The organism is Streptosporangium sp. NPDC049376 (assembly GCF_044466505.1).
Classification (GTDB): Bacteria; Actinomycetota; Actinomycetes; order Streptosporangiales; family Streptosporangiaceae; genus Streptosporangium.
The window spans coordinates 21,598-35,574 of sequence record NZ_JBITMT010000013.1 but is presented as its reverse complement, the minus strand read 5'-3'; the positions used below and the strand labels follow the sequence as shown (position 1 = coordinate 35,574).

At 71.2% G+C, this 13,977-nt stretch carries 11 protein-coding genes; 6 read left to right on the top strand and 5 right to left on the bottom strand.

Features of this window, described 5'->3' with window-relative positions:
* Positions 1 to 12: 12 nt before the first annotated feature.
* Both ACIBVQ_RS27970 and ACIBVQ_RS27965 read left to right on the top strand, forming a co-directional pair.
* Positions 13 to 1,650 (top strand): hypothetical protein, encoded by a 1,638-nt coding sequence (locus ACIBVQ_RS27970; protein WP_399181030.1) that lies wholly within the window; start codon positions 13 to 15, stop codon positions 1,648 to 1,650.
* Positions 1,650 to 2,402, top strand: coding sequence for a glycoside hydrolase family 16 protein (locus ACIBVQ_RS27965; protein WP_362779564.1), 753 nt, complete (start codon positions 1,650 to 1,652; stop codon positions 2,400 to 2,402). The genes ACIBVQ_RS27970 and ACIBVQ_RS27965 overlap by 1 nt, the downstream gene beginning before the upstream one ends.
* 2 nt (positions 2,403 to 2,404) lie before the next feature.
* Here ACIBVQ_RS27965 and ACIBVQ_RS27960 read toward each other — a convergent pair whose 3' ends face one another.
* Positions 2,405 to 2,974, bottom strand: a complete 570-nt coding sequence (locus tag ACIBVQ_RS27960; protein WP_352015045.1) for an NAD(P)H-dependent oxidoreductase — start codon at positions 2,972 to 2,974, stop codon at positions 2,405 to 2,407.
* A gap of 221 nt (positions 2,975 to 3,195) precedes the next feature.
* Positions 3,196 to 3,690 carry a GNAT family N-acetyltransferase gene (locus tag ACIBVQ_RS27955; protein WP_399181258.1) on the bottom strand — a complete coding sequence of 165 codons (495 nt, stop codon included), beginning with the start codon at positions 3,688 to 3,690 and terminating at the stop codon, positions 3,196 to 3,198.
* Positions 3,691 to 4,021: 331 nt separating this feature from the next.
* On the opposite strand from ACIBVQ_RS27955, the gene ACIBVQ_RS27950 reads away from it, so the two are divergent.
* The 3 genes from ACIBVQ_RS27950 to ACIBVQ_RS27940 all read left to right on the top strand — a co-directional run bounded on the left by ACIBVQ_RS27950 (position 4,022) and on the right by ACIBVQ_RS27940 (position 9,550).
* Positions 4,022 to 5,350, top strand: coding sequence for an LCP family protein (locus tag ACIBVQ_RS27950; protein WP_362915666.1), 1,329 nt, complete (start codon positions 4,022 to 4,024; stop codon positions 5,348 to 5,350).
* A 24-nt stretch (positions 5,351 to 5,374) separates the two neighbouring features.
* Entirely contained in the window at positions 5,375 to 8,074 is a 2,700-nt protein-coding gene (locus ACIBVQ_RS27945; protein WP_399181027.1) for an AAA family ATPase, read from the top strand.
* A gap of 114 nt (positions 8,075 to 8,188) precedes the next feature.
* Positions 8,189 to 9,550 carry an ATP-binding protein gene (locus ACIBVQ_RS27940; protein WP_399181025.1) on the top strand — a complete coding sequence of 454 codons (1,362 nt, stop codon included), beginning with the start codon at positions 8,189 to 8,191 and terminating at the stop codon, positions 9,548 to 9,550.
* 6 nt (positions 9,551 to 9,556) lie between these two features.
* Here ACIBVQ_RS27940 and ACIBVQ_RS27935 read toward each other — a convergent pair whose 3' ends face one another.
* Positions 9,557 to 10,636, bottom strand: a complete 1,080-nt coding sequence (locus tag ACIBVQ_RS27935) for a peptidoglycan-binding protein (protein WP_399181023.1) — start codon at positions 10,634 to 10,636, stop codon at positions 9,557 to 9,559.
* A gap of 101 nt (positions 10,637 to 10,737) precedes the next feature.
* On the opposite strand from ACIBVQ_RS27935, the gene ACIBVQ_RS27930 reads away from it, so the two are divergent.
* A complete protein-coding gene (locus ACIBVQ_RS27930; protein WP_362779553.1) occupies positions 10,738 to 11,733 on the top strand; it encodes a helix-turn-helix domain-containing protein in 996 nt (331 codons plus the stop codon).
* Here ACIBVQ_RS27930 and ACIBVQ_RS27925 read toward each other — a convergent pair.
* Complete coding sequence (locus ACIBVQ_RS27925; RefSeq protein ID WP_352015051.1) at positions 11,705 to 12,073, bottom strand: metalloregulator ArsR/SmtB family transcription factor; 369 nt, start codon at positions 12,071 to 12,073, stop codon at positions 11,705 to 11,707. The genes ACIBVQ_RS27930 and ACIBVQ_RS27925 overlap by 29 nt on opposite strands.
* A 93-nt stretch (positions 12,074 to 12,166) precedes the next feature.
* Positions 12,167 to 13,609 carry an MFS transporter gene (locus ACIBVQ_RS27920; protein ID WP_352015052.1) on the bottom strand — a complete coding sequence of 481 codons (1,443 nt, stop codon included), beginning with the start codon at positions 13,607 to 13,609 and terminating at the stop codon, positions 12,167 to 12,169.
* Between the last annotated feature and the right edge of the window lie 368 nt (positions 13,610 to 13,977).

Genomic DNA, 13,977 nt, shown 5'->3' with positions numbered 1-13,977 from the left:
GGAGGACCGCCCATGCCCCGACGCATCCCGTCCCGGCGCGTCACCCTGATGTCAGGCCTGCTGCTCGCCGGGGTCTCCGCGACGGCGGGAGCGGTCGCCGCCCACCCGTGGAGCGCCCTGGCCGAACCCACGAGTGAGACCTCGACCACCTCCCAGACGGCTCCCGAGACCGAGTCGGACACCTCCGCGCTCTCCGACTCGGAGGGCTCGTCGATCTCCAAGGACTCCGGGGGGTCCGGGGACGCTGAGGGGTCCGGGAGCTCCGGGGGGTCCAAGGACTCCGGGGGCTCGGAGGAGGCCGGGGAGGTGGCGCCCGCCGAGGAGTCCGACCCCGACGTTCCGGAATCCGACCAGCCAGCCGATCACTCCGACGGCGGTTCCACCGGCGACTCCGACGGCGGTTCCGACGGCGACTCCGGTGGTGGCTCTGCCGGTGACTCCGACGGTGGCTCCGCGAAGAAGCCCGCCAAGAAGCCCGCCAAGGTGTCCGAAACCGGCAAGGGGACCTCCTCGTCGAAGCCGCTCGCGCGCCCCAAGGCGGCACACAAGGAGCCCTCCTCCGACACGGACGTCCCCACGACGCAGGAGACCCCCGCTGTCACGGCGCTGAAGGCACCCGCCGGGAAGACGAGTGACATCGATTCACTCTCGATCGACGATCCGGCCTCCCCGGTTCCCGCTCCCACCCCGGGTCTCGGCAAGCCCGGCAAGGGTGAGGTTCCGCAGGTGGCCACGACGCCGCCCGCCCCGGCCACGGCGCAGAAGCCGGGCGACGACCTGACCGCCTCCCCGAAGCCGCCGAAGAACTCCACCGGCGAGAAGCCCACGGCGAAGAAGCCCGGCGCGAAACACGACGAGAAGAAGGACCAGGGAAAGAACGACACCGCCAAGAAGGCCGGTGACAAGAAGGGCGGTGCGAAGGCCGGCGCGAAGAAGAGCGGCGGTGAGAAGGCCCACGAGAAGGCCCGGAGGAAGACGCGGCAGAAGGCGAAGACCGGCACGAACCCCGAGTCGACGACCAAGAGCCCCCCGGTCTCCGTCGCCTCCCCACCCGAACCGGTCCCGCCGACCCCGACCCCGGTTCCGACCTCGGCCCCGGCTCTGGCCCCGACCGCCGTACCCACGGCCACGCCGGACGCGGCCGCCGTACCCACGGCCACTCCCGCTGTGCCGGCCACAGTGCCGACCACGGTGCCGACCGCGATACCCGCCACCGTGCCGTCCGAGGTGCCCACCGTGACACCGACCGCGGCACCCGCCACAGCACCGTCCGAAGTGCCCGCCTCCGGACCCACTGCCGGATCCACCACTGGGCCCGCCGCTGTGCCCTTCCCCTCGTCCCCCTTCTCCGTGGTCGTCGTCCCGTTGCCGCCGTTGCGGCACTCCATCGGTTCCGGGGTCTGCGGCGCCGACCAGCTCGCCGCGTGCTGGAGCCTCGGGCCGTGGCACAGCCGTACCTCCGAGTTCCCCACCGCGGCGGCGAACACGCCGTGGTCGGCGGCCGTGACCTCCCGGTGGGCCTTCGGGCCACCCGCCGGGCGTGAGGGCCGTCCCGCGAACCCGTCCGGGACCTGGTCGCCGAAGGCACCGGGTTGCTGGAGCTTCAGTCCTTCCGCGCTCTGCGCCAGACCACAGGAGCGGCGATCCTGATGTCCAGGTCGAACCTACGATTAGCCGTGCTCAGCCTGGTGGCCGCGCTGGCGGTGAGCACCCTCACCGTCGCGCAGGGCCAGGTGCTGTCCGGTGCCGACTGCTCCCCCTCGGAGAACGCCGAGGCCCTCGGCTGGGGCGCGCCCACCTGGTGCGCCGAGTTCGACGACTACCTCGACGAGGACGAGTGGGTCGTCTACGACTCCCCGGGACACGCGGGCAACGGCCGCCGCTCCCCGGACCAGCTCTTCCTCGGTGACGGCGCCCTCTACCTGTACGGCCGCGCCGACGGCACGACCGCCGGGCTGGCCGCCCGCCACGTCCAGACCTACGGTCGCTGGGAGACGCGCATCCGGCTGTACCCGGGGGCCGGGTCCTACCACCCGGTCGCCCTGCTGTGGCCGCAGGAGGGCGGCGGGAACGTGCGCAGTTCCACCGGGGAGGAGATCGACTTCCTTGAGGTCATCAACGACCCGCAGCGGCAGCGCCCCAACTTCTTCCTGCACACGCCGCAGGGCCAGGAGCAGGCGCACGCCCAGGTGGACATGACCGACTGGCACACCTACGCCGTGGAGAACACCTCGGAGGGGGTCGTCGGCTACCTCGACGGTCAGGAGTGGTTCCGCTCGCCGAACGCGGCCCGCAGCCCCATGTCGGTCTGCCTGCAACTGGACTGGTTCCCCGGCCAGGGCGACCAGGGCGAAGCCTGGATGGAGGTCGACTGGCTACGCGTCTACCCCCTGGAGTCCTGAGTTCAGGGCGTGTACGGCCTGGCCTGGCGGCCCTGTTTGAGGGTGGTCGCCCACCAGATGAGCTGGTCGAGCATGATCTTGACCGCGCCGTCGGCGCCGTCGCCCCCGGTCGGTCTGTCCTCGGCGTCGAACAGCACGGGGGTGTGGTGGAAGCTCACCGTCTCGCGCAGGGACACCACGTGCAGTTCGGCGAAGACGAGGCGGAGCTGTTCGACCGCGCGCAGGCCCCCGGAGCGACCGCCGTACGAGACGAACCCGACGGGTTTGGCGGCCCACTCGTGGCGGACCGCGTCGATCGCCAGCTTCAGGCAGGCGGGGTAGGCGTGGTTGTACTCCGGGGTGATGACCACGAAGCCGTCGGCGGCGGCGATCCTGGCGGCCAGCGCGGCGGCCTCCTGCCCGGTGTCACCCGTCAGGGACGGCTGGGCGGGGGGAAGCGGGGTGCGGCTCAGCTCCATCACGTCGAGGCGCAGGTCGGCCCGGCGGCCGGCCTGCGTGAGGAACCATCGGCCGATCGTCGTGCCGACGCCGCCCTCGCGGGGACTGGCGATGATCACTGCGATGTCCAGCACGGTGGCCTCCTCGGGGTGCACGGCTCGTACCCCCAACCGTGCAACCTCAAGCTGACTTGAGGTCAACCGCGACTTCGGTCACACTCCCGTCCGCAGGACCCGTTCCATGTGTCCAGGTCACGCCTCACCAACAGGCCCGTTCCGCGGGGCCAGGTCACGCTCCCGTCCACGGGAGCCGCCCAGCATGCCCAGGTACAGCCCCGTCTACAAGCGTGTCCAGGTCACAGCCTCATCTGCAGGACCTGCCCCGGCCACGCGCCGACCGTGAACGGCTCGGCCCTGGTGAAGCCCTGACTCTCGTAGTAGGCGACGAGACGGCCGTCGTCACCGGCGTAGCAGTCCACCCGCAGCAGTACGGCCCCGCCTTCGAGCGCCTCCTCGCGGGCTCTGGCGAGCAGGGCCGCGCCGACGCCGTGGCCGCCGAAGCGGCGGTCGACCACCAGTCCCTGGACGTAGAGCTCGGGTTCCGGCGCGGGTTCCACGTACTCGACGGCGTTGCCGAGCACGAGGCACCCCGCGGGCTCGCCGTCCACCTCGGCCACGCGCATTCCGCCGGAGAGCGCCCAGGAAGTGATCTTCTCGACGCGGGCCGGGTCCTCGGAGAAGGGCCGGTCGCCCCACTGTCCGGTACGGCCCCGCGCCGTCAGCCATGCGACCGCGCTGTCGAACATCGCCAGGACCGCGGGGACATCCTCCGGCAGTCCATCACGGATCATCACCGGCGGATCGTAACAGGACATCTCCCGCCGAAGGTTCTACGGAAGCCACCGGTCCACAGGTCATGGAGCGTGCGCACGCGCTACCCTGCCGATCGACGGGCAGGCCGGGGCGCCCCACCACTCTGGGCAGATGGGGTGATTCCCGGTTCTTATCCCACCCTTACGGAGGATTAGTACACTCAGCGACGGCCGGGAACCGGCTCCACGGTCATGGGCGTGTCCCTGACCCATCCTCCCCGGGAGACACGTGAGTAGCGGGCTGACAGAGGCGCCCACGAAGCCGGAAGGCCAGGCCCCACGGCGACGTCGCAAATGGCTGTGGTGGCTGGTGTCCATCGTCACCACCGTCGTCGTCCTGGCGGTGGCGACGGTCGCGGGTGCCTACCTCAGGCTGAGCGGCAACGTCAAACACATCGAGGTCCCCGACGAGGAACTGGGCGCCCGTCCCGTGAAGGTCGCGACCAAGGCGCTGAACGTCCTGGTGGTCGGCTCCGACCAGCGCGGCGGCAAGAACGCGAAATACGGGAAGTTCCCCGGCGAGCGCACCGACACCATCATGCTCGCGCACATCTCCCCGAAGCGGGACAACGCGATGGTCGTCAGCTTCCCCCGCGACTCGATGGTCCAGCTCCCCGACTGCAAGGCGAAGCCGGGGCTCACCGGCCAGCGGGCGCACCTGGGCATGATCAACGAGTCGTTCAACTCGGGCGGGATCACCTGCACCTGGAAGACCATCGAGACGCTCACCGGCATCCGCATCGACCACTTCGTGAAGGTCGACTTCACCGGCTTCAAGGACATGGTCGACGCGGTCGGCGGGGTCGAGGTGTGCATCCCCGAGCCGATCCGCGACAAGAAGGCCCTGCTCACCCTGCCCGCGGGCAAGCAGACGCTCAAGGGCGAGCAGGCCCTCGGCTACGTCAGGGCCCGCTACAGCCTGGGCGACGGCTCGGACATCGGGCGCATCCAGCGGCAGCAGATGTTCATCGCCTCCATGATCAAGAAGGTGATGAGCGGCGAGACGCTCACCGACCCGGCCCGGCTCTTCGGCTTCCTCGACGCGGCCACCAAGTCGGTCACCACCGACCCCGCGCTCACCCCGAGCGTGATGAAGGACCTGGCGACCAGCGCCCAGGGCCTGGCCGCCGGGCAGATCCACTTCATCACCACGCCGTGGCGCTACTCCGTCACCTATCCGGGCCGGGTCGAGTGGGTCGAGCCGCAGAGCAGGAAGCTCTTCCAGATCGTCGCCAAGGACACGGCCGTCAAGGGGTCCGGCGTCAGGGGCGGCCAGGCCAAGGTCTCCCGGTCGAAGATCCAGGTCGAGGTCCGCAACGGGACCGCCAGGAAGGGTCTCGGCTCGCTGGTGGCCGTACAGCTCGAAGAGCGCGGTTACCACATCGCCAAGATCACCGACGCGCCGCACAAGCCGTACCCGAAGACCACGATCGCCTACTCGCCGAACGGCGCCCCCGCGGCACCGACCCTCACCCGGGACGTGCTCAGGTCCTCGGGCCTGCTCGTACGGCGGGCGACCACGCCCAGGCTCGTCCTCACCATCGGCGACGACTGGAAGGGTCTCAAGCCGCTCAAGCAGGACGACCTCGACAGCCTGAAGGGCTTCGACGCCACCCACGACTCCTGTGCGGGCACCTGATCCTGGTTGAGTAGGGTTCGGGGCATGTTGTACGGGCGGGCCGCCGAGCAGGCCGTGATCGACCGGCTGCTCTCCGAGGCCCGCGCGGGCCGTAGCGGCGCCCTGCTCGTACGGGGCGAACCCGGCATCGGCAAGACCGCGCTGCTCGACCACGCCGCGACCGGGGACGCGCGGGTGCTCCGCGGCACCGGGATCGAGTCGGAGGCCGAGCTGCCCTTCGCCGGGCTCCACCTGCTGCTGCGGCCGGTGCTCGACCGGCTGGACGCGCTGCCCGAGCAGCAGGAACGCGCCGTCAGGGCCGCCTTCGGGCTGGCCGCCGTACAGGCCGGGGACCGGCTGCTGGTCGGCCTCGCGGTCCTCTCCCTGCTGTCCGAGCTGGCCGAGGAGGGGCCGCTGCTGGTGCTCGTCGACGACGCCCAGTGGCTCGACCGGGCCTCGACGGACGCGCTGCTGTTCGCCGCGCGACGGCTGGACGCGGAGGGGGTCGTGCTGATCCTCGCCGCGCGTGACCCGTTCACCGCCCAGGGAATCGACGAGCTCGTGCTGGGCGGCCTCGACGCGCCCGCCTCCGCGGCCCTGCTCGGCCCGGAGATCGACCCCGTCACCCGCTACCGCGTGCTCGCCGAGGCGCGGGGCAATCCGCTCGCGTTGATCGAGCTGCCCAAGGTCGCCGCCGGAGACGGTACGGCGCCGGCGCTGACCGACCGGGTCCAGAACGCCTTCCTCGGGCAGGTCAAGCGGCTGCCCGAGGCGACCCAGGGGCTGCTGGCCGTCGCCTCGGCCGAGGACACCGGTGACCTGCGCGTCGTGTTGCGGGCCGCGGCCACGTTCGGGGACTTCCTCGAAGACCTGCATCCGGCGGAGAGCGCTGACCTGGTCAGGGTCCAGGCGGGCACCGTGACCTTCCGGCACCCCCTGGTCAGGGCCGCCGTCTACCAGGGGATCCCGCCCAGCCTGCGGCTGGCCGTACACCGGGCGCTCGCCGAGGCCCTGGACGGCCGGGAGGACGCCGACCGGCGCGCCTGGCATCTGGCGATGGCCGCGACCGGCCCCGACGAGGAGGTGGCGGCCGAGCTTGAGCGTACGGCCGCGCGGGCGAGCGACCGCAGCGGGTACGCCGCCGCGTCGAGCGCCTACGAGCGGGCCGCCAGGCTGAGCCTCCGGCCGGACACCCGGGCCGCGCGGCTCACCCTGGCCGCGGAGACGGCGGCGTGGGCGGGCCAGCTCGACCGGGCGGGGACGCTCGCGGAACAGGCCGCCCGGTTGCTGGCCGTACTCGCCGCGGAGCCGGGAGAGCACGCGGAGCCGGGAGAGCACGTGGGCCCGGGGGAGCACGCGGAGGTGGGGGAGCGTGCGGGGACGGCGGCGCTCGGGGCGCGGCTGACGCACGTCCGCGCGACCGCCGACTTCCTGCGCGGGACCGTGCGCGCCGCCTACGAGGCGCTGGTCGAGGGCGCCGCCCTGACCGGGGGCACGGAGGCGGCGCGCATGCTGTTCCAGGCCCTGCACGGCGCCTGGTACATCGGCGCGGCCGAGGTCGACCACGCCGCCGCCCGGCTCGGTGCGCTGTCCCTGCCGGACGGTGACCCGCTGGCGCCGGTCGCCGCGTTCGTCACGGCGACGCTGACGCGGAGCGGGACGGCGCCCTCACTGGCCAGGACGATCGCCGAGGCCCGCGAGGCGGGCGCGCGCCCGGGTGACCTGGTCCAGGTCTGCGGGATGGGGCTGGTCGCCGGGCAGGACGAGGAGGTCGGCGAGACGGCCAGGGCGCTGGTCGCCGAGGCCAGGTCGACGGGCGGCATCGGGACGCTGCCCACGCTGCTGTTCTTCCTCGCCGAGACCGAGATGTTCCACGGACGGCACCGCGACGCGCTGACCACCGCGACCGAGGGCCTGCGCATCGCGCGCGACACCGGGCAGACGCAGTGGGCCGCTCAGCTGGGAGCCTTCCTCGCCTACCTCGCCGCGCTCGAAGGCGACGAGGAGCGCTGCCGCGCGCTGGCCGACGAGGCGCTCGCGGCGGGACCGGCGGGCCACGGGTGGGCGACCTGGGCGCTCGGCGTCCTCGATCTCGGGCGGGGCCGGATCGAGGCCGCGCTCTCGCGTCTCGAACCGGTCGCGGGCGGCTACCAGGTGGCCGGGAAGCGCAGCGTTCCCGACCTGGTCGAGGCGGCGGTACGGTTCGGCGCCCCCGAACGGGCGGCCGAGGCCCTGGACGGCTTCCGCCGGTGGGCGCTCGACATCGGGCAGCCGTGGGCGTGCGCCCTGCTCGCGCGCTGCCAGGCCCTGCTCGACGACTCCGAGGAGCACTTCGCCGAGGCGCTGCGGGTGGAGGGACGGCCGTTCGAACGGGCCAGGACCGCGCTGCTGTACGGGGAGTGGCTGCGCCGTACGCGCAGGAAGGCCGACGCCCGGCCCCACCTGCGCGCCGCGCTTGAGGTCTTCGAGCGGCTGGGGGCCACGCCGTGGGCGGACCGGGCGAGGGCGGAGCTGAACGCGACCGGCTCAACCGCCCCCGCCACCTCGGCGCCCGGCCTGCTGGCCCTGCTCACCCCGCAGGAACTGCAGATCGTACGGCTCGCGGCCCGTGGACTGTCGAACCGGGACATCGCCGCCCAGCTCTTCCTGAGTCCGCGCACGGTCGGCTACCACCTCTACAAGGCCTATCCCAAACTCGGGGTCGCCTCCCGTGGGGAGCTGGCGACGATCGCCCTCTCCGACTGATCGACCATCCGATTGCTGCACCCGCTTAAAAGGACATAAGGGCTATTTCGCCTTTGCCCTCCTATGAAGATCCACAACCTATAAATAGGAGAAGAGGATCTTTTGGGGGGAAGCGTGGCTTCATGGCGAAGGCCTCGCTCGATCCGGGCCCGGGCGACGCTCACCACGGTCATGATCTTCGCGGTGATCCTGGGGATCGGCTCGGCCGCGACGTCGCTCGCCATACGCGCCTGGCTCTCCGACCGGGCCGTGCAACTCGTCTCGCAGGCCGCCCGGCAGGCGTACGAGGTCAACCGCAGGGTGAACGACGACATCCTGCCGACGCAGCAGGTCAGGCGCCTGCAGGTCGTCGCCCGTGACGGCCGGGTGCTCGCGGCCAGTCTGGCGATGAGGGGCCGTCCCGCCATCACCAGGGCCTGGCCTCCGGACAACGACAACCGGGTGGAGACCAGGTCGTGCGCCACCCGGGCGGGCGAAAGGACGTGCTTCGTCGTCGTGGGCCTGCTGGACACGAACGCCCCCGCCGGGGGCGTCATGGTCTACGCGGCGACGCCCGAGTCCGCCCTGGTCACGGGCCACACCCTGGAGTTCGGGCTCGCCGGTCTGTCCCTCGTGCTCCTGGCGCTGCTCGGCTGGGGCACCTGGCGGGCCGTCGGACGGACCCTGGAACCGGTCGACGAGATGCGCGAGGAGATGGCCTCGATCAGCGCCTCCGACCTCGGCCGCCGGTTGACCGTCGGCGACGACGAGACCGAGTTCTGCGCGCTCACCCGGACCATCAACACCACCCTCGAACGGCTCGACCAGGCCGCCGAACGCCAGCGCCGCTTCGTCTCCGACGCCTCGCACGAACTGCGCACCCCGCTGACGGGACTGCGCACCAAGCTCGAACTCGCCCTGTCCGACCCGGAGTTCGAGGACCACTCCCAGACGATACGGTCGGCGCTCAACGACGCCGAACGCCTCCAGGCGATCGTGAACGACCTCCTCCTGCTCGCCCATCTCGACGCCGGGGTCACCGGCGACCCCGAATCCATCGACCTCGGCGAACTGGTCGCCGGTGAGGTACGGCGCCGCCCCTCCCGGCACGAGATCCGCACGCACCTCGCCCCGGACGTGGTCGTCAGGGGCGACAGGCTCCAGCTGACGCGCCTGCTGACCAACCTCCTCGCCAACGCCGACCGTCACGCGGCCAACAAGGTCGACGTCCACGTCGCGCGCCAGGACGGGGACGCCGTCATCGAGATCTCCGACGACGGACACGGCATCCCGCCCGAGGAACGCGAACGGATCTTCCAGCGGTTCGCCCGCCTGGACTCGGCCCGCAGCCGCGACGCCGGGGGGACCGGTCTCGGCCTGCCCATCGCCAGGGACATCGCCTCGGCGCACCAGGGCGTCCTGTACGCGGCCACCAGCACGAACGGTCAGGGCGCCAGGCTCGTCCTCAAACTCCCCCTGTCCCTGGCGACGCCGTGACGGCTCTCAGCCGTGGCGGACGTACACCGGGTCACCCGGCTCGACCAGGCCGAAGAGCCGCTCGGCGACGTGCGTGGGAACCCGGACGCACCCGCGGACCGCGGACGCGGCGGGCTCCGGGCTCGCCTGCGCCCGGACCTCGGGCGGGACGGACCGTACGGCGGGGGCCCGGCTGATCGGCCCGATGTCGATCGGTCCGACAGGGGGCCCGACGGGGGGCTCGGCGGGGGGCCGCAGATGGAACGGCCCGGCGGTGGGGACCGGGCGGATCGGCTTGACCGTGGCCATCGGGTAGACGGGCTTGACCGTGGGGGCCGGCCTGACCGGCGCGACCGTGTTGATCGGGTAGGACCGCCGGACCGTCGGCCGGGGACGGGGCGTTCCGTCCGGGAGGGGGACCTCCCCCATCCGGCGCACCGGCCTGACCTCGGACCCGCCACCGCTCGGCCTGGCCTCGGGCCTGTCACCGTCCGCCCCGGCCTCGGGCCTGTCACCGCTCGGCCCTGCCCCGGGTCCGCCGCCCGGTCCGGGTCCGCCGCCGCCCGGTCCGGAGGCCGCGAAGGAGAACGTCTCGTAGATCGGGGCCAGCGGATCGACCCCGGGGCGCGGAAGGCGTTCGGCGACCTGGAAGTCCCCCGTCGGAGCCTCCTCCGCCGAGCTGAGGCCGTTCCGGCAGAAGGCGGGTCCGGCGCCGGGGGAGACGTGGGAGACGAGTGCCCGGTGACGGCCCCGGTAGACGGTGAGGAGCTGACGTTCCAGGTCGATCTCCACCCGCCGCGGCTCACCGCCGGGCACCATCGGCGCCGGGACGCGCGGGTGGGCCAGGGCGCGCCAGGTCCGCCTGCCGACCCTGTCACGCGGCACGAGCCCCTGTGACTTCTGGAAGGCCCAGACGGCGGCCTGGGTCTCCGAGCCGTAGTAGCCGTTGACCAGTCCCGGCGCGAACCCCTGCCTCAGCAGTTCCTGCTGCAGCCGTTTCACGGGCGTGGCGAAGTCGCCGGGGCGCAACGAGCCGCCGGGCGTCGAAGCCGCGAAACCCAGTGCGCCGAAGGACAGAGCCACCGTCCCCGCCAAAAACTTGATCACATGGCGATAAGTACCCCCACTTTCCGGAGGGGCGAGGTGACGAAACGCAAAGAATCACCCAGCCATGGTGGCCCGAATCATTTGTGTGTAAGGATCGGGTCATGCACAGAGTCGTGGTACTCGCCCTGGACGGTGTCATCCCCTTCGAGCTCGGCATCCCGTCCCGGGTCTTCGGCATGGCCAGGAACGCCGCGGGAGAACACCTCTACGAGGTGCTCACCTGCACCCTGGACGGTGGCCCCGCCGAGACGGACGCCGACTTCTCGATCTCCGTGGACCACGGGGCCGAGGTGCTGGCCACCGCCGACACCGTGGTGATCCCGGCGACCCACCGGCTCGGCCCGATCGCCGTGGAGGGGGTGCTGCCGCCTCCCCTGGCCGACGCGCTCGCCCTGATCAGGCCGGGCACCAGGCTCGTCTCGATCTGCACCGCCGCCTACGTGCTCGCCGCCGCCGGACTGCTCGACGGACGGCCCGCGACCACGCACTGGAGCTGGACCGAACGGTTCCAGAAGCTGTTTCCCCAGGTGAAGCTGGACCCGGACGTGTTGTTCGTCGACGACGGGGACGTGCTGACCTCAGCGGGCGTCGCCGCCGGGGTCGATCTGTGCCTGCACATCGTCCGTCGTGACCACGGCAGCGAGGTGGCCAACCGGGTGGCCAGGAGTTGTGTGGTCCCGCCGTGGCGTGACGGCGGCCAAGCCCAGTTCATCGAGCGCCCGGTGCCCGAGGAGGCCGCGGCGACGACCGCCACGACCAGGGCGTGGGCGCTGGAACGCCTGCACCTGCCCCTGTCTCTCGTCGACCTCGCCACCCACGCCAGGATGAGCCGCCGTACGTTCACCCGCCGCTTCCGCGACGAGGTCGGGCTCAGCCCCGGCCAGTGGCTCGTCCTGCAGCGGCTCGAACTGGCCCGCCGCCTGCTGGAGACCAGCGACCTGGCCGTGGACGCCGTGGCCGCCCAGGCCGGTTTCGGCACCGCCGCCTCGCTGCGGCAGCACATGCAGAGCACGGTCGGGGTCTCACCGATGGCCTACCGCCGCACGTTCAGGCCGACGGCGAACGGCCTCAGCCATGCCGTAGGTGCTCACGGCTGAGGTCGAGGAGCATTCGGACATGGACGTCGGCGAGCCGGTAGTAGATCATCCTGCCCGCCCTGCGACTGGCCACGATGCCCGCGGTCCGCAGCAGTCTCAGGGCGTGTGAAACGGCGGTGTCGCTGACCTGGACCGTCTCGGTGAGGTCGTAGACGCACAGTTCACCGGCTTCGAGCAGGGCGTAGAGAAGCTGGGCCCGGGTCGGGTCTCCCAGCAGCCGGAACAGCTCCGCGAGCTGGGTGGCCTCCTCCGCGGTGACGATCCGCTCTCGCGTCGCCCCCGCCTCGGCCTCGTCGAGCTCCATGGTGGGGTGTATGTCGGGCGCGGTGGCGACATCCATGGGCGAACTCCTGAACAGATGCTCAAATGATAATCACTATCATATCAAGTCCCCGGTCCGGATTATGGAACGTTCTTCGTCCGAATTGCACCGTCACGTCGGTGTGGCGGCGCTCAACGGCTCCGCGATGTCCTCAAGCCCCCTGCCCTCCGCCTTGACGCCGAGGAACACCTCGACCAGACCCGCGGCGATCATGAGGACTGCGCCGATGCAGAAGGCCAGCGCCGTGTCCCCGACCTGGCCGCTGCCCACGAGGTTGGCGAAGACCAACGGGCCGGCGACGCCTCCGACGAAGGTGCCGATCGCGTAGAAGAACGCGATGGCCATCGCCCTGGTCTCCATCGGGAAGATCTCGCTGACGGTCAGGTAGGCCGCGCTCGCCCCCGCCGAGGCGAAGAAGAGCACCACGCACCAGCAGGCGGTCAGGGTCACCGCGGTCAGCACCCCCTGGGAGAAGAGCCAGGCCGTACCCAGCAGCAGCACACCGGAGCCGATGTAGGTCGCCGAGATCATCGGGACACGGCCGACGGTGTCGAACAGGTGCCCCAGCAGCAGGGGACCGAGGAAGTTGCCGATCGCGATGACCGCGAAGAAGTAACCGGTGGTCGTGTCGATCTTGAAGAACGTCGACAGGATCTGCGCGTACCCGAAGGTGATGGCGTTGTAGAGGAAGGCCTGCCCGATGAACAGGGAGAAGCCCAGGATCGTGCGCTTGGGGTAGCGGGCCACCATGGTGTGGGCGATCCGCCCGAACCCGATGGACGTGCGCTGGTGGATGGTCATGGACCGCTCAGGCTCGTCGAGGCGCGTCCCCTTCTCCTCCTCCACCTGGGCCTCGATGCCGTCGACGAGTTCCTCCGCCTCCCGGTCCCGGCCGTGGATGAACAGCCATCGCGGGCTCTCCGGCACGTGCCGCCGGACGAGCAGGATGCCCAGGCCGAGGACGACGCCGAGACCGAAGGCGATACGCCAGCCGATGTTCACCGCGAAACCGTTGAGCAGCGGGACCGTCAACAGGGCGCCGCCCGCGGCCCCCAGCCAGTAGCTGCCGTTGATGACGATGTCGATGCGCCCCCGGTGGCGGCTCGGGATCAGCTCGTCGATGGCGGAGTTGATCGCGGCGTACTCACCACCGATACCGAACCCGGTCATGAAGCGGAACAGGAAGAACCACCACGCCGAGAACGAGAACGCGGTCGCGGCGGTGGCCACCAGGTAGACGACCATCGTGATGATGAACAGCCGCTTACGGCCGAACCTGTCGGTCAGCCAGCCGAAGAACAGCGCCCCGAGACACGCTCCGGCCACGTAGAGGGCGGCGGCCGTACCGGCGACCTGGGTCTGGGTGATCTCCAGGCCGCTGCCGGGCTTGGCGAGCTGGGCGGAGAGGTTACCGATGATCGTCACTTCGAGGCCGTCGAGGATCCAGACGGTTCCGAGGCCGATGATGATCATCCAGTGCCACCGTGACCAGGGCAGCCGGTCCAACCTCGCGGGGACCTTCGTGGTCACCGTCCCCGTCTGAACGTCGCTCATGCCTCCCCGGCTACCCCGAAGAGATCACCTCATGCCCCGCCCCGGCACCCCTGCCCTGACGTTTACGGTCGTTGCCCGGCCCACCGGACGGCGGGGTCCCCCCGGTTTCCCCGGCGGCCGGACCGGAGCGTCCCCACGGAAACGGCTTGTCATGACGAGCATTTCCGGAATCACCGGAAAGGCAATAAAGTACCCCACCGCCACAATAACGACCAGCCGCTTTCTCACGCGAAGAAATAATCAGTTTGTTCATCCGTGGAACGTCTGCTTATGCTCTCCCTGCGGAACTGGTCGCCCTGCCGACCAGATCTGTCTTTTGGTCGGCGATTCAGGCCGGACCATGTGTCCCGAAGGCCGGTGCCGACCCT